This window comes from Kineosporia babensis, assembly GCF_021129305.1.
Classification (GTDB): domain Bacteria; phylum Actinomycetota; class Actinomycetes; order Actinomycetales; family Kineosporiaceae; genus Kineosporia; species Kineosporia babensis.
Genome location: NZ_JAJOMB010000013.1, coordinates 29616 through 45735 on the forward strand (window position 1 = coordinate 29616; position 16120 = coordinate 45735).

Annotated in this window: 10 protein-coding genes; 8 read left to right on the forward strand and 2 right to left on the reverse strand. The window is 70.5% G+C overall.

All coding sequences use genetic code 11. The features are described 5' to 3' along the window. The first annotated feature begins 41 nt into the window (after positions 1-41). The 6 genes from ilvD to ilvC all read left to right on the forward strand — a co-directional run bounded on the left by ilvD (position 42) and on the right by ilvC (position 10901). Positions 42-1745 (forward strand): dihydroxy-acid dehydratase, encoded by a 1704-nt coding sequence (gene ilvD / locus LR394_RS22710; protein ID WP_231445211.1) that lies wholly within the window; start codon positions 42-44, stop codon positions 1743-1745. Between the two features lie 96 nt (positions 1746-1841). Continuing rightward, complete coding sequence (locus LR394_RS22715) at positions 1842-4406, forward strand: putative bifunctional diguanylate cyclase/phosphodiesterase (RefSeq protein ID WP_231445213.1); 2565 nt, start codon at positions 1842-1844, stop codon at positions 4404-4406. An 87-nt stretch (positions 4407-4493) separates the two neighbouring features. Further along, positions 4494-7226 carry a putative bifunctional diguanylate cyclase/phosphodiesterase gene (locus tag LR394_RS22720; protein WP_231445215.1) on the forward strand — a complete coding sequence of 911 codons (2733 nt, stop codon included), beginning with the start codon at positions 4494-4496 and terminating at the stop codon, positions 7224-7226. Positions 7227-7473: 247 nt separating this feature from the next. Further along, entirely contained in the window at positions 7474-9297 is a 1824-nt protein-coding gene (locus LR394_RS22725) for an acetolactate synthase large subunit (protein ID WP_231445217.1), read from the forward strand. A 12-nt stretch (positions 9298-9309) separates the two neighbouring features. Then, positions 9310-9825 (forward strand): acetolactate synthase small subunit, encoded by a 516-nt coding sequence (gene ilvN, locus LR394_RS22730; RefSeq protein ID WP_231445219.1) that lies wholly within the window; start codon positions 9310-9312, stop codon positions 9823-9825. A 44-nt stretch (positions 9826-9869) separates the two neighbouring features. Next, positions 9870-10901, forward strand: a complete 1032-nt coding sequence (gene ilvC / locus LR394_RS22735; RefSeq protein WP_231445221.1) for a ketol-acid reductoisomerase — start codon at positions 9870-9872, stop codon at positions 10899-10901. A 217-nt stretch (positions 10902-11118) separates the two neighbouring features. Here the strand turns inward: ilvC and LR394_RS22740 are convergent, their stop codons facing one another. Beyond that, entirely contained in the window at positions 11119-11577 is a 459-nt protein-coding gene (locus tag LR394_RS22740; RefSeq protein WP_231445223.1) for a VOC family protein, read from the reverse strand. Positions 11578-11617: 40 nt separating this feature from the next. On the opposite strand from LR394_RS22740, the gene LR394_RS22745 reads away from it, so the two are divergent. Both LR394_RS22745 and LR394_RS22750 read left to right on the forward strand, forming a co-directional pair. Next, a complete protein-coding gene (locus LR394_RS22745) occupies positions 11618-12679 on the forward strand; it encodes a 3-isopropylmalate dehydrogenase (protein ID WP_231445225.1) in 1062 nt (353 codons plus the stop codon). A 476-nt stretch (positions 12680-13155) separates the two neighbouring features. After that, positions 13156-14247, forward strand: a complete 1092-nt coding sequence (locus LR394_RS22750) for a branched-chain amino acid aminotransferase (RefSeq protein ID WP_231445227.1) — start codon at positions 13156-13158, stop codon at positions 14245-14247. 71 nt (positions 14248-14318) lie between these two features. Here LR394_RS22750 and cimA read toward each other — a convergent pair whose 3' ends face one another. Next, positions 14319-15917 (reverse strand): citramalate synthase, encoded by a 1599-nt coding sequence (gene cimA, locus LR394_RS22755; RefSeq protein WP_231445230.1) that lies wholly within the window; start codon positions 15915-15917, stop codon positions 14319-14321. Positions 15918-16120 lie beyond the last annotated feature (203 nt).

The following is a 16120-nucleotide window of genomic DNA, read 5'->3' on the forward strand; positions in this document are numbered from 1 at the left end:
TTTCCGGGCTGGTACTGCGGGTCGGCGTAGGGTCACCCGGTGTGAGCCAGACGAGCGAGCACGACATCAAGCCGCGCAGCCGGCAGGTCACCGACGGGATCGAGGCCACCGCCTCGCGCGGCATGCTGCGCGCGGTCGGGATGGGCGACGAGGACTGGGTGAAACCGCAGATCGGGGTGGCCAGTTCGTGGAACGAGATCACCCCGTGCAACCTCAGCCTGGACCGGCTGGCCAAGGCGGTGAAGGACGGGGTGCACGCCGGCGGCGGCTACCCGCTGGAGTTCGGCACGATCAGTGTCAGCGACGGCATCTCGATGGGCCACGAGGGCATGCACTTCTCGCTGGTCTCCCGCGAGGTGATCGCCGACAGCGTCGAGACGGTGATGCAGGCCGAGCGGCTGGACGGCAGCGTTCTGCTGGCCGGGTGCGACAAGTCGCTGCCGGGCATGCTGATGGCCGCCGCCCGCCTGGACCTGGCTTCGGTCTTTCTGTACGCCGGTTCGATTCTGCCGGGCAAGGCCACCTTCACCGACGGCAGCGAGAAGGACGTCACGCTGATCGACGCCTTCGAGGGGGTCGGCGCCTGCGCCCGGGGTTTGATGAGCCGCGAGGACCTGGACATCCTGGAGCGGGCGATCTGCCCGGGCGAAGGCGCCTGCGGGGGTATGTACACGGCCAACACCATGGCCAGCGCGGCCGAGGCCCTGGGCATGTCGCTGCCCGGGTCGGCCGCACCCCCGGCCACCGACCGCCGCCGCGACGGCTTCGCCCGGCGTAGCGGCGAGGCCGTGATCAACCTGCTGCGCCGCGGGATCACCGCCCGGGACATCCTGACCAAGGAGGCCTTCGAGAACGCGATCGCCGTGGTGATGGCGTTCGGCGGCTCGACCAACGCGGTGCTGCACCTGCTGGCGATCGCGCACGAGGCCGAGGTCTCGCTGACGCTGGACGATTTCGCCCGGGTCGGCGCCCGGGTGCCGCACCTGGCCGATGTGAAGCCGTTCGGGCGTTACGTGATGTTCGACGTGGACCGGGTCGGCGGGGTGCCGGTGGTGATGAAGGCGCTGCTGGACGCCGGGCTGATGCACGGCGACGTGCTGACCGTGACCGGCGCGACGATGGCCGAGAACCTGGCCGGGATCAACCCGCCGGACCTGGACGGCAAGGTGGTCCGCGCACTTTCCGAGCCGATCCACCGCACCGGCGGGATCACCGTGCTGCACGGCTCGCTGGCACCCGAGGGTGCGGTGGTGAAGAGCGCCGGGTTCGACGAGGACGTGTTCGAGGGCACCGCCCGGGTGTTCGAGCGCGAGCGCGCGGCGCTGGACGCGCTGGAGGACGGGACGATCACGGCCGGGGACGTGGTGGTGATCCGGCACGAAGGGCCCAAGGGTGGCCCGGGGATGCGCGAGATGCTGGCCATCACCGGGGCGATCAAGGGCGCCGGCCTGGGCAAGGACGTGCTGCTGCTGACCGACGGCCGCTTCTCCGGCGGCACCACCGGGCTGTGCGTGGGGCACGTGACGCCGGAGGCGGTGGACCGCGGGCCGATCGCGGCGGTCCGCGACGGCGACCGGATCCGGCTGAACGTCGCGGACGGCACCCTGGACCTGCTGGTGGAGCCGGCCGAGGTCGAGAACCGGCTGCGGGACTGGACTCCGGTTCCGCACGCCTACCGCCGGGGAGTCCTGGCGAAGTACACCAAGCTGGTCGGATCCGCCTCGCAAGGGGCGGTTCTGGGGTAGCCGTTCAACCTTTCTCCCTCAGCCGCCGATGACTCGCGCAGGACCGTCCACATCCGCGGCGGGCCGACGGGGGAGAGCTGGTTTCCGGGTGGACACATGCTGATCGCGATCATCGCGACTGCTGCGATGGCGGTGGGGGCGGCCTGCGTAGCCTTCGACGCGGCCCGGCGCGAGCCTGCCTACCGGCGCGGAACGCTGTGCTCCGGCGTGGCTTTCCTGCTCTGGGGCGCGATCTCGATCGCCGCCCTGGCCGGGTTGCCGGACGTCTGGTTCTGGGGCGTGCTGCGCCCACTGATCCCGATCCTGTTCATCGTGGCCACCAACAACCCGGCCTCGGGCCTGCCCGCCCGCGAGAACCTGGCGATCGTGGCCGACGGCTGGCTGTTCCTGGCCAACCTGGTCGGCGTGACCTGGATCGTCGCGGTGCAGCAGAACCTGGTCGCGGTCCGGCCCGAGATCGCCCCGGCCCTGCTCTGGTTCGTCCCGGTGATGCTGCTGACCAGTGCCGGGATCGGCCTGGCGCTGCGCACCATGCCGATGTTCCGGACCGCCTCGCTGCTGGCCATCGCCTCCAGCAGTCTCTCGCTGGTGGGGGACGCGATCGGCCTGGCCACCCGGACCGAGCTGGCGGTGCCGTTCTGGGCGCTGGCCTGGTGCCTGATGGCGTACACCACCCGGCTCGACAACGGTGGCGTCTACGGGCGTCCGCACCTGGACCCCCGGCCCCGCACGCTGCGGTTGTGGCAGCTGCCGGTCCCGCTGGCGCTGGCCCTGATCGTGGTGCCCGGCGCCACCGACCCGGTGGTCGCCATGCTGCTGCTGGGTACCTCGGCCGCGGCCTGCATCGCGCTGACCGCGCAGTCGTACCGCACCGAGCAGCTCTGGAACGACCTGACCGCGCGCAGCCGGCTCTACGAGGACCTGCTGGAGAACACCCAGGACGTGATCCTGCAGGTGGACGACTTCGGGGTGATCGAGTTCGCCAACCCGGCCTCCACCCGGGTGCTGGCGATGACCTCCGAGCAGCTGGTCGGCACCACCCTGACCGACTACCTGCACCCGGACGACCAGCAGCTGACGGCCGGGGTCGCGGTCTCGCGGCGGGGCGAGCAACGGGTCGAGACCCGTTTCCGGCCTGCCTTCTCGGGAATTGAGGACGATTCGGGCCCGGTGGATCCGCCCGGCACCATCGGGCTGGTCGGGAACATGTGGCCGGCCGAGAAGTCCCGCTGGCGGGTGATCGAGTGGGGGATCACCCCGCGCGACGACGGCGGCGCGGTGCTGGTCGGCCGGGACGTCTCGGACCGGGTGCGGATGCAGAGCGAACTTCTGGACGCCGCCCAGACCGACCCGCTGACCGGGCTGCTCAACCGCACCGCGTTCCTGGAGGCGGTGAACGCCCGGCTGGCCGACGGGCAGACGGTGGCCGTGATGTTCATCGACCTGGACAACTTCAAGGAAGTCAACGACACGATGGGCCACGCCGAGGGCGACCGGCTGCTGCACAAGGCGGCCGAATGCCTGCGGCAGGCAGCCGGGCCGGGGGATGCAGTGGCCCGGCTCGGCGGCGACGAGTTCGCGGTGATGCCGGCCGCGGCCGACCCTGAGGCGGCCCGGATCGCCGCCGACGCGGTGGTCACGGCGTTCAACGGTTTCGACGAGACCGCACACGGACGTCCTTCGGTGTCGGCCAGTCTCGGGCTGGTGCTCGCGGATCCGGCGGTCACCCGGACCGCGCGGGAAGTGCTGCGGGACGCCGACCTGGCGATGTACCGGGCCAAGCAGCGCGGCGGCGCCGGGGTGGTGGACTTCGAACCCTGGATGTCCGAGCGGGTGATGGAGCACCACCGGTTGCGCGGCGACCTGGAGACCGCGGTGCGGGACGAGAGCCTGACCCTGTACCTGCAGCCGGTGGTGGATCTGCACACCCGGCAGTGGGAGGGTTTCGAGGCGCTGGTGCGCTGGCCGGTCGGCGCCGAGACCTGGTCCCCGGCGCAGTTCCTGCCGGTGGCCGAGGAGAGCGGGCTGATCGTGCCGATGGGCGCCTGGGTGCTGCGGGAGTCCCTGCGGCAGCTGGCCGGCTGGCGGGACGAGCGGCTGGGCATGGCGGTGAACGTCTCGGCCCAGCAGCTGGTCGGCACCGACTTCTTCGACATCACCATGCAGGCGCTGACCGAGAGCGGGATCGCCCCCAGCCGGCTGACCCTGGAGATCACCGAGCAGGCCGCGATCCAGGACCTGGGCCGCACCGCCTCCCGGCTGGAACTGCTGCGCTCCGAGGGCGTGCACGTGGCGATCGACGACTTCGGCACCGGCTTCTCCTCGCTGCAGTACCTGTCCCGGCTGCCGGTGGACATCCTGAAGATCGACCGGAAGTTCGTCTGGGGACTGGGCCAGCAGGCCGAGGACGACGTGCTGGTGCGCTCGATGCTCGGGCTGGCCGCCGAACTCGGCCTGGAGGTGATCGCCGAGGGGGTGGAGACCCGCCGGCAGGCCGAGCTGCTGCTGGAGTACGGCTGCCGGCTGGCCCAGGGCTTCCTGTTCTCCCCACCCCGCCCGATCGAGGAGCTGCGGGCCAGCGACCCGTTCGTCAGCCCGGCCCCGGCGCCCCGGATCCCGCAACCGCGCCGAGCCGTGGACGACCGCCAGCCCTCACGCTGAAATACCGCCCGATCACGAACAGTTGAGAGTTGCGCAGAACCGGCATTTGGCAACGTCGAGTGCCCACCCGGCGGTTACTGTCGTCGCGTGCTGACCGCTATCGGGATGGCTGCTGCGGCGATCCTGGCCGGGCTGGCGTGGCTGCACGCAGCGCTGCGCTCGCGCAGCCGGGTCGTGATCACCGCCACCGTGGCCGCCGGCGGGGTGTGCTGGGCGGTTGCCAGTGCCTCGGCCCGCCTGGTCGAGCCGGCCGGAACGCTGCTGTCCGGTCAGCTCGCCGACTTCCTGATGGTCCTGGCCGCGGGTGGCCTGCTCACCGCCATCGCCGGCTCGGGCGACCGGATCGTCCCGGGCCGAAGGCCGGGCATCGGGGTCGCCGAGGCCGCGGTACTGGCGTTCGGCGCGGCCAGCATCGTCTGGGTGGTGGCCGACGCCCCGGTCGAGCTTCCGGCCAGCGCGGCCTTCGCCCTGCTGCCGGCCGTGCTCGACCTGATCGCGCTGCTGGTGGTGCTGCGCCTGCCGACCCGCACCTCCGGCCAGCACGGCTACGTCGGGCCCGAGGGCAATGCCTCCCCGGGCCGGTCCTGGGGCGTACTGGTGATGGCCCTGACCGCCGTGTTCGCCGCCGACCTGCTGCGCGGCACCCGCATCGCCGGGGCCGGCATCCCCGAGTGGCCCAACGCCTCCGACGCGGTGCTCGTGCCGGTGGTACTCGCTTCCTGCGCCCTGCTCGCGGCCTACAGCCTGCGCCTGGCGCGCTTGCCCACCCAGCCCCAAGCTCGACCGGAGCGAATCGCCGAACCCGCCGACGACGTCCATCATTTACCCCGCCGCCGAGGCCGAGTTGTGCCCTACGGCGTAACCCTGACCGCCGCGCTCGCCGTAGGTCTACAAGCGATGGCCGGGCGTACGGGCGAGATCCCCTTGTTCGGCCTGGGCTGCCTGGCGCTGGCCTTCGCGGTCTGGCTGACCCTGCTGCTCCTGGAACAGGACGAACTGCTGCGCCGCCAGGTCGAGGCCCGCAAGCGGCTCAGCGCCCTGGTCGAGAACACCAGCGACCTACTGCTGCGGCTTGACACCAACGGCCGCGTGCTCGCCGTCAACGCCGCCGCCCCACGTCTGCTGCACCGCGCGCCCGGGGCCGTCCTCCAGCGCCCGTTCGAGGAACTGGCCCGGGTAGAAGATCAGCGCAAGGTACGCGAGGCCGTGCTGGAGGTAACCCGCGGCCACCGAGACGAGGCCGAGATCGAGGTCCGCCTGGCCCCGCCCGCCGCCGGCACCGCTCAGCTGCGCCTACGCGGGGTGGACGGCGGCGCGGTGGCGAACCTGAACGACGTCACCGACTCGGTGGAGCTGCGCCAGCGGCTGGAACGCCTGGCCCGGTTCGACCAGATGACCGGCCTGGCCAACCGCACCCATCTGCTCGACGAGGTGGGTACCTGGATGAGCGGGGGTAACCCGGAGATCGCGGTGCTCTACGCCGACCTGGACGGGTTCAAGGCGGTCAACGACCGGTTCGGGCACGCTGCCGGAGACCGGGTACTGGTGGACGTGGCGGCGCGGCTGGACGCGGTGGCCGGGGGAGTGGACGCCCGGCGCCGGATCATTTCTCGTGTCGGGGGCGACGAGTTCATCCTGGCGCTGGACGGAATCGGCCCGGTGGCGGCGGCCACAGCGGCTCAGCGTCTGGTCGAGGCGGTTGCCCCTCCGTTCCGGGTCGGAGGTCGCACGGTCCAGCTGGGGGTAAGCGTCGGTGTCGCGCACAGTGCCGACGACGCGGACACCGCGGCGACTTTGGTGCACCGGGCCGATCTGGCGATGTACAGGGCCAAATCGGACGGGCGCTCGCGCTACGAACGCTGGCAGCCCGAGCTCGAGGAGAAGGTACGGCGCCGGGTGGACCTGGCGATCGGTCTGCGCGATGCACTGGAGCGCGGCCGCCTGTCGGTGGCCTACCAGCCCATCGTGCGGTTGACCGACGGGCACGTGCAGGGCGTCGAGGCACTGTTGCGTCTGCCCACCGGGGTAGAGCGGATGCCCGGCCTGGACGACGTGGTGAGCCCGGCCGAGCTGGTCGAAGTGGCGGAGGACACCGGGGCGATCACCGAGCTGGGGGAGTGGGTGTTACGCCAGGCGGTGACTCAGGCGGCGGGCTGGCACCGGCGCGGCCTCGGGGTGTCGGTGAGCGTGAACATGTCGGTGGCCCAGCTGGTCTCGCCCGCTTTTGTCGAGTTGGTCACGGGAATGCTGGAGGCCACCGGGTTACCGCCGTCGCGGCTGGTGCTGGAACTGACCGAGAGTCAGCTGGTGGAGCACAGCGGTCCGGCTCCGGTGGCCCTGCAGGCGCTGCGGGACGCCGGTATCCGGCTGGCCATCGACGACTTCGGCACCGGGTACTCCTCGCTCTCCTACCTACGCCGGATGCCGGTGAGTCTGGTCAAGATCGACCGCTCGCTGCTGGCCGGCCTGGGTACCGATCCCCGCGCCGCCGCGTTGCTGTCGGCGGTGGTGGCGATGGCCCGAGGGCTGGACCTGAGCGTGGTGGCCGAGGGTATGGAGGATTTGGCCACGGCGCGCGCCCTGCGTGACCTAGGGGTGCAGGCCGGGCAGGGATTCGCGCTCTCCAAGGCACTGCCCGCCTCCGAGCTGCGGCAGTTGCTGCAGCGTGGGCCGATTCAGATCGATGAGCAACAATTCGTCGACATCGCCCAGGAGGGCGAAAAAGCGCCGCAAGCAGCGGAAATCGGTGACCAGAGGGACGTCCGGGCGCAGTCGTCCGTCGATCTGACCGAGGGGCGGGCGCCGCGTCTCAATCCGTGAGACAGAGGGCGTCGCGATTGACATCCCCGTGATCCGGGGGCAACGTGTGAGCGTGCGTAAGACTCTCGTACTTGGACGGCGCGCCCGCTGAGGTCATGATGACCCGCGAGCGCGCGACCCCTTGTGCCCTATGGGCCGAGGGGTCTTTTCGTCCCTGCCGACGGTTGCACGCTGATCATCGCCCCGGCTCGGACGAACCGGTCCACCCGATGTTCAGCATTGATCCGACGAGCGAAGGAACCCCCTGATGCCCGGCCAGCACACCGAGTCCCCCGGCGCCCGCGCCGCCGCCCCGAGCACCCCGAGCGCCCCCCAGGTCACCGGTGAGCCGATGACCGGTGCGCAGAGCCTCGTCCGCTCGCTCGAGTCGGTCGGTGTAGAGACGGTTTTCGGGATTCCGGGCGGGGCGATCCTCCCGCTCTACGACCCGCTGATGGACTCCGAGAAGATCCGGCACATCCTGGTCCGGCACGAGCAGGGCGCCGGTCACGCGGCCGAGGGCTACGCCCAGGCCACCGGCCGGATCGGGGTCTGCATGGCGACCTCCGGCCCGGGGGCCACCAACCTGGTCACCGCGATCGCCGACGCCTACATGGACTCGGTGCCGATCGTCGCGATCACCGGCCAGGTGAGCAGCAAGGTGATCGGCACGGACGCCTTCCAGGAGTCCGACATCGTCGGCATCACCATGCCCATCACCAAGCACAACATGCTGGTCACCGACCCGGCGGAGATCCCGCGAGCGGTGGCCGAGGCGTTCCACATCGCCGGTACCGGCCGCCCCGGCCCGGTGCTGGTCGACGTCAGCAAGGACGCCCTGCAGGCGCAGACCACGTTCTCCTGGCCGCCGAAGCTGGACCTGCCCGGTTACCGCGCCGTCACCCGGCCGCACAACAAGCAGATCCGGGAGGCCGCCCGGCTGCTGACCACGGCCGAGCGCCCGGTGCTGTACGTCGGCGGCGGCGTGATCAAGGCCGGGGCCAGCGCGGAACTGCTGCGCCTGGCCGAGTTGACCGGCGCCCCGGTGGTCCCCACCCTGATGGCGCTGGGCGCGCTGCCCGACTCCCACCCCCAGAACCTGGGGATGCCGGGCATGCACGGCACCGTGGCGGCGGTCACCGCCCTGCAGAAGGCCGACCTGCTGATCAGCCTGGCCGCCCGGTTCGACGACCGGGTGACCGGGAACCTGGACTCGTTCGCCCCGCACGCCAAGGTCGTGCACGCCGACATCGACCCGGCCGAGATCGGCAAGAACCGGGCCGCCGACGTGCCGATCGTGGGCGACGCCAAGGAGGTCATCGCCGAGCTGCTGCTGGCCGTCGAGGCCGAGCATGCGGCCGGCCGCCAGGCCGACCTCAGCGCCTGGTGGACCCAGCTGGACGGCTGGCGCCAGGCCTACCCGCTGGGCCACACCCCGGCCCCTGAGGGTGAGGTCTCCCCGCAGGACGTGCTGGCCCGGATCAGCGCGATCTCCGGCCCGGAGTCGATCTACGTGGCCGGCGTGGGCCAGCACCAGATGTGGGCCGCCCAGTTCATCGACTACGAGAACCCGCGCACCTGGATCAACTCCGGCGGCCTGGGCACGATGGGCTACGCGGTCCCGGCCGCGATGGGCGCCAAGGCCGGTTCCCCGGACAGCGTGGTCTGGGCGATCGACGGCGACGGCTGCTTCCAGATGACCAATCAGGAGCTGGCCACCTGTGTGATCAACCAGATCCCGATCAAGGTCGCCGTGATCAACAACTCCAGCCTGGGCATGGTCCGGCAGTGGCAGAACCTGTTCTACAACGGCCGGTTCTCCAACACCGACCTGCACACCTCGGTGGGCAGCCGGATCCCCGACTTCGTCAAGCTGGCGGAGGCCTACGGCTGCGTGGGCCTGCGCTGCGAGAGCCCGGACGACGTGGACGCCACGATCAAGAAGGCGATGGAGATCAACGACGTGCCGGTCGTCATCGACTTCGTGGTGCACCGCGACGCGATGGTCTGGCCGATGGTCCCGGCCGGGGTCAGCAACGACCTGATCCAGATCGCCCGGGACACCGCCCCGGACTTCGAGCGCGAGAACTGAGAGCTGAGACCCGTGACGCACAAGCACACCCTTTCCGTCCTGGTCGAGGACCGGCCCGGCGTCCTGACCCGGGCCGCCGGCCTGTTCGCCCGGCGCGGCTTCAACATCCACTCGCTGGCGGTCGGCCCCACCGAGCACCCGGGCGTGTCCCGGATGACGGTGGTGGTGGACGTCGACGAGCTGCCGCTGGAGCAGGTGACCAAGCAGCTGAACAAGCTGATCAACGTGATCAAGATCGTCGAGCTGGAGCCGGGCGCCTCGGTCCAGCGCCAGATGCTGCTGGTCAAGGTCCGCGCCGACGTGCAGACCCGCAGCCACGTGCTGGAGACGGTCGAGCTGTTCCGTGGTCACGTCGTGGACGTGGCCCCGGACGCGGTCACCATCGAGGCCACCGGCAGCCCGGACAAGCTGGCCGCGTTCCTGAAGGTGCTGGAGCCCTTCGGGATCCGTGAGCTGGCCCAGTCCGGCCTGATCGGGATCGGCCGCGGCAATCGCTCGATCACCGACCGGGCCCTGCGCTCGGCCTGAGTAGCCTCTTACCCGTAACCGAAACCCCAAGGAGAACTTGCACCGTGGCAGCACAGATGTACTACGACGCCGACGCCGACCTCTCGCTGATCGCCGGCAAGGCCGTCGCCGTGATCGGCTACGGCAGCCAGGGCCACGCCCACGCGCTGAGCCTGCGTGACTCCGGTGTCGACGTGCGCGTCGGCCTGGCCGAGGGCAGCAAGAGCCGGGCCAAGGCCGAGGCCGAGGGCCTGCGCGTGGTCAGCGTCGCCGAGGCGGTGCAGGAGGCCAACGTGGTCATGCTGCTCACGCCCGATCACGTGCAGCGTCACGTGTACACCGAGTCGATCGAGCCGCACCTGGCCGAGGGCGACGCGCTGTTCTTCGGCCACGGCTTCAACATCCGCTTCGGCTACATCAAGCCCCCGGCCGGTGTGGACGTCTGCATGGTCGCCCCGAAGGGCCCGGGTCACCTGGTGCGGCGTGAGTACGTCGACGGCCGGGGCGTGCCGGTGATCGTGGCGGTCGAGACCGACGCCACCGGTAAGGCCTGGGACCTGGCCCTCTCGTACGCCAAGGCGATCGGTGGCCTGCGCGCGGGTGGCATCAAGACCACCTTCACCGAGGAGACCGAGACCGACCTGTTCGGTGAGCAGGCGGTGCTCTGCGGCGGCATGTCGCAGCTGGTCCAGTACGGCTTCGAGACCCTGACCGAGGCGGGCTACCAGCCCGAGGTGGCCTACTTCGAGTGCCTGCACGAGCTGAAGCTGATCGTCGACCTGATGTACGAGGGCGGCATCGCCAAGCAGCGCTGGAGCGTCTCGGACACGGCGGAGTACGGCGACTACGTCTCCGGCCCGCGGGTGATCGACGAGAAGGTCAAGGAGAACATGCAGGCCGTTCTCGCCGACATCAAGTCGGGCGCCTTCGCCGAGCGCTTCATCAACGACCAGGACGCCGGCGCGCCGGAGTTCAAGGAGCTGCGCGCCAAGGGTGAGACCCACCCGATCGAGGCCACCGGCCGCGAGCTGCGCAAGCTGATGAGCTGGGTCAAGACCACCGACTCGGACTACGTCGAAGGCTCCGCCGGCCGCTGAGCCACGCCGAAGGCCCCCGCCACCGCGATCCGGTGGCGGGGGCCTTCTGCCGTCCCAGCTTCACCAGCGGTAGTTGCCGTAGAAGCAGCTTTCCAACGCTTCCAAGGCAACCAGAGCTGGCAAATGCGACTGGGGCTGGTGAAGCTGGGGAGCGGGGCGGAGCGGGTTAGGGGAGCGGGGCGGAGCGGGTTAGGGGAGCGGGGCGGGGCGGAGCGGGTTAGGGGAGCGGGGCGTAGAGGTCGATGTGGGTGCCGTCCGGGTCCTGCACGGTGGCGTGGCGGCGGGCCCAGGGGGCGTCCAGCGGCTCACGGAAGCCGTAGCCGTCCTCGTCCAGCCAGGCGTACAGCTCGTCCAGCTCGGCGGCGGTGTCGCAGCGGATCCCCAGGGTGACCCCGGTGCGCGGCGCGTCCTGGTCGATGTCCCAGTCCAGCTCGCGCAGCAGATCCTCGGTGTACAGCAGCAGCCGCAGGCCGCCCAGGTCGGCGATCGCCGCGCCCGGGTGCCCGCCGGGCTCGAACGTACAGCCCAGCCGCTGGTAGAAGGCGGTCGACTTGCCCAGGTCGGCGACGACCACGGTGACGGCATCCATCCGGAATCCCATGCGGACAACTCTAGACACGCCCGGGGCTGCGGCCAGGTGAAACGCGCCGGAACCGCCGTCCACATGATGAGACATCGTGACCAGGATCCGGACCCGAGCCGGTAGGATGCGGAGCATGAGCACCCCGAGGACCCCCTCGTCCGTCCGTCTGGCCGTCATCCCCGGCGACGGCATCGGCCCTGAGGTCGTCACCGAGGGCCTGAAGGTCCTGCGGGCGGCGGTCGGTTCGGAGGTGTCCTTCGAGACCACCGAGTACGACCTCGGTGCCCGTCGCTGGCACGCCAGCGGCGAGACACTGCCCGACGCCGCGCTGGCCGAGATCCGGCAGCACGACGCCATCCTGCTCGGCGCGATCGGCGACCCCGCCGTGCCCAGCGGTGTTCTGGAGCGGGGCCTCCTGCTGCGCCTGCGGTTCGAGCTGGACCACTACGTGAACCTGCGGCCGGCGCGGCTGTACCCGGGCGTCACCTCGCCCCTGTCCCCGGCCGTCCTGGAGAACGGGCTCGACTTCGTCGTGGTCCGTGAGGGCACCGAGGGGCCGTACGTCGGCAACGGCGGCGCGGTGCGCACGGGTACGCCGCACGAGATCGCCACCGAGGTCAGCATCAACACGGCCTTCGGTATCGAGCGGGTGGTGCGCGACGCGTTCCGCCGGGCCGCCGCCCGCCCGCGCAAGCACCTCACCCTGGTGCACAAGCACAACGTGCTGGTCCACGCCGGTCACCTCTGGCGCCGCACCCTCGAGCAGGTCAACGCCGAGTTCCCCGAGGTCACCACCGACTACCTGCACGTCGACGCGGCCACCATCTTCATGGTCCAGAACCCGGGCCGCTTCGACGTGATCGTCACCGACAACCTGTTCGGCGACATCATCACCGACATCGCCGGCGCGATCGCCGGGGGCATCGGCCTGGCCGCCTCCGGCAACGTCAACCCCGACCGCACCGCGCCGAGCATGTTCGAGCCGGTCCACGGCTCCGCGCCGGACATCGCCGGTCAGCAGAAGGCCGACCCGACCGCCACCATCCTGTCGGTGGGCATGCTGCTGGAGCACCTCGGCCTGGACAAGGCCGCCCAGAAGGTCGAGCAGGCGGTATCCGCCGACCTGATCGAGCGCGCGGACCGAGTACGCACCACGGCCGAGATCGGCGACTCGATCGCCGCCCGGCTCGCCTGACCAGGGGCCCGTCCCAGTACTGAAGACGGCGGCCGGTCGGGTGATCCCCGACCGGCCGCCGTCGCGTTTGCCTCCGGCGGGTAGCACCAACTGCCTGAGGACGTCCGTGGGCACCGAAGCCTCTCGGCCCGTCGTCGGCGGGTGGTAGCGGTACATCCGGTACCAGGTGCCCCGTGTGTACACAACGAAGGTTCTTCCCGGCGGAGCGGTCGAGGTTCGTGAGCCACAAGGCGCTACCTCAGGGGCCCCGTCCCCGGAACCCCGGGGCACGCTTCGCTCAGGAACAAGCAGGCGCCACCGCCAGAAACGGCAAGGCACCGCCGCCAGGAACAACGAAGCACCGCATCCGGTACCAGCGAGCCGGCGTCCGGCCACCACCACCGCCCGGTCGCCCAGCATCCCCGCTGCTACCGTCGTCAATAGATTTCTTTAACCGGTTCCGCCACGTCCGGGCCGGGTTGCGAGGGAGTATCGCGATGAGCGCCGCACCACTGTCTTTCAGCACCACACTCAACCCGTCACCGGTCACGCCGGAGCGCCGGGCCGAGATCCACGCCGCCCCCGGTTTCGGGAAGTTCTTCACCGACCACATGGTCTCGATCGACTGGACCGACGGCCAGGGCTGGCACGACGCCGGCCTGGTGCCCTACGGCCCGATCCAGCTCGACCCGGCCGCCGCAGTGCTGCACTACGCCCAGGAGATCTTCGAAGGGCTGAAGGCCTACCGGCACGCCGACGGCTCGATCTGGACGTTCCGCCCGGAGGCCAACGCCGCCCGGCTGGCCCAGTCCGCCCGCCGGCTGGCGCTGCCCGAGCTGTCCGAGGCCGACTTCCTGAAGTCCCTGGAGCTGCTGGTCAGCACCGACCAGGAGTGGGTGCCCAGCCACGAGGGCGGCGAGAGCAGCCTGTACCTGCGGCCGTTCATGTACGCCTCCGAGGTCTTCCTCGGTGTCCGCCCGGCCAAGCAGGTGCGTTACCTGCTGATCGCCTCGCCGGTCGGGGGCTACTTCGCCGGCGGGGTCAAGCCGGTCTCGATCTGGCTGTCCTCCACCTACACCCGGGCGGCGGCGGGCGGCACCGGCGCGGCCAAGTGCGGGGGCAACTACGCCGCCAGCCTGGCCGCTCAGCTGGAGGCCCAGGCGCACGGCTGCGAGCAGGTCTGTTTCCTGGACTCGGCCAAGCACAAGTGGGTCGAAGAGCTCGGCGGGATGAACATCTACTTCGTCCGTAAGGACGGAACGCTGGTCACGCCGCCGGTTTCCGGCACCATCCTGGAGGGCATCACCCGTGCCTCCATCCTCGCTCTGGCCGGCGAGATGGGCCTGAAGGTCGAGGAGCGCCCGATCAGCATCGACGAGTGGCGCGCAGACGTGGCCTCGGGCGAGATCACCGAGGTCTTCGCCTGCGGCACCGCGGCGGTGATCACCCCCCTGGGCCGGCTCAGCTGGGAGGGCGGCGAGCTGGAGATCCCCACCGGCGAGGTCAGCATGAAGATCCGCCAGACGCTGCTCGACATCCAGTACGGCCGCGCCGAGGACACCCACGGCTGGATGCACCGCCTGGTCTAAAAGGTTCCCAACCAAACTATGGACGGGGTGGTCACCAAAGGTGCCCACCCCGTCCTTAGTTCGAAGCCCTTTTACAGACGAGGAGCAGCCCCCATCGCCTGGAGCCCGAAGACAAAGCTCTCCAGGAGGGCCTGCCAGCTCGCCTCCACCACGTTCGGCCCGACCCCCACGGTCCGCCAGACAGCACCGGAACCCGTGGTCTCGACCAGCACCCGGGTGATCGCGTCGGTGGCCGATTCCCCGTCCAGGATGCGCACCTTGAAGTCGGTCAGCTTCATCGCGTCCAGCTCGGGGTAGACCGGCAGCAGCGCCTGCCGCAGCGCATGGTCCAGTGCGCTCACCGGACCGTTGCCCTCCGCGGTAGCCACCGAGCGCGTACCCCCGGCGGTCAGCTTCACCGTCGCCTCGCAGACCGCCTCGGCCGTGCCGTCCCGGAATTCGGTGATCACTCGCCAGCTCTCGACCGCGCAGAACTGCGGCTGGGCGCCGTGCACCTCCTCCTGCAGCAGCAGCGAGAACGAGGCGTCGGCAGCCTCGAACGTGTAACCCCGGGCCTCCAGCTGCTTCACCCGATCGGTCACCCGGCTCAGCAGTTCCCGGTCGCCGGACAGATCGAAACCGAGCTCCTTGCCCTTCAGCTCGATCGAGGCCCGGCCTGCCATGTCCGACACCAGCATCCGCATGTCGTTGCCCACCTGAGCCGGATCGATGTGCTGGTACAGGTCCGGATCCACCTTGATCGCGCTGGCGTGCAGCCCGGCCTTGTGGGCGAAGGCAGAGGCCCCGACGTAGGGCTGACGCTGGTACGGCAGCACGTTGGCGATCTCGTTCACCGCGTGCGCGATCCGGGTGATCTCGGCCAGCTTGCCCTCCGGCAGCACCGGACGGCCCAGTTTCAGCTCCAGGTCGGCCAGAACCGTGATCAGGTCGGCGTTCCCGGTGCGCTCGCCGTACCCGTTCAGCGTGCCCTGCACCTGGATCGCCCCGGCCTCGACCGCGGCCAGCGAGTTGGCGACCGCACAACCGGTGTCGTTGTGGGCGTGGATCCCCAGAAGCGCACCGGTTTGCGCGCTCACCTCCTGCACCACCTCGGTGACCCAGCCGGGAAGCATCCCGCCGTTGGTGTCGCACAGCACCACGACCTCGGCCCCGGCCTCGGCAGCCGAGCGCACCACCCGTAGCGCGTAGTCCGGGTTGAAGCGGTAGCCGTCGAAGAAGTGCTCGGCGTCCAGGAACACCCGGCGGCCGTGATCGCGCAGGTGGCGCACGGTCTCGGTGATCATCGCCAGGTTCTCCTCGGCGGTGGTGCGCAGAGCCCGCTCCACGTGCCGGATATCGCTCTTGGCGACCAGGGTCACGGCCGGGGCCAGCGAGTCGATCAGGGCCTGCACCTGCGGGTCCTGATCCACCGCGACGCCGGCCTTGCGGGTGGCGCCGAACGCGGTGAGCACGGCCTGCTTCAGGTTCAGATCGGTGGCGGCCCGGCGGAAGAACTCCGTGTCCTTGGGAATCGCCCCCGGCCAGCCGCCCTCGATGAAGCCGACCCCCAGTTCGTCCAGATGGCCGGCGATCGCCAGCTTGTCCGGCACCGAGAGGCTGAGCCCCTCCTGCTGGGCGCCGTCGCGCAGGGTGGTGTCGTACACCTGGAAGGTGCTGCCGGTGCTCTCCATCGTGGTTCGCCTTCGGTCGTGGATGCTGGTTTTCGCCGGTTCGTCACGGCCCGGCGCATGAAAAAAGACCCCCCGCGGGTGCGGAAGGTCTGCGCGTCGACGGTGCCCTAGCCCTGGGCGGTGCCGACGCGCCTGCGAATAATGACGCCGTGGTTGAACATGCTGCCGGTGATTCTGCCACACGCTGGGTAGGCATGGCCTTC

What these genes read in the sequence shown, in the direction of transcription:
- LR394_RS22745 (WP_231445225.1), top strand. Translation starts at nt 11,618, where the DNA reads ATGAGCACCCCGAGGACCCCCTCGTCCGTCCGTCTGGCCGTCATCCCC.
- LR394_RS22740 (WP_231445223.1), bottom strand. Translation starts at nt 11,577, where the DNA reads ATGTCTCATCATGTGGACGGCGGTTCCGGCGCGTTTCACCTGGCCGCA.
- LR394_RS22725 (WP_231445217.1), top strand. Translation starts at nt 7,474, where the DNA reads ATGCCCGGCCAGCACACCGAGTCCCCCGGCGCCCGCGCCGCCGCCCCG.
- cimA (WP_231445230.1), bottom strand. Translation starts at nt 15,917, where the DNA reads ATGGAGAGCACCGGCAGCACCTTCCAGGTGTACGACACCACCCTGCGC.
- LR394_RS22750 (WP_231445227.1), top strand. Translation starts at nt 13,156, where the DNA reads ATGAGCGCCGCACCACTGTCTTTCAGCACCACACTCAACCCGTCACCG.
- LR394_RS22715 (WP_231445213.1), top strand. Translation starts at nt 1,842, where the DNA reads ATGCTGATCGCGATCATCGCGACTGCTGCGATGGCGGTGGGGGCGGCC.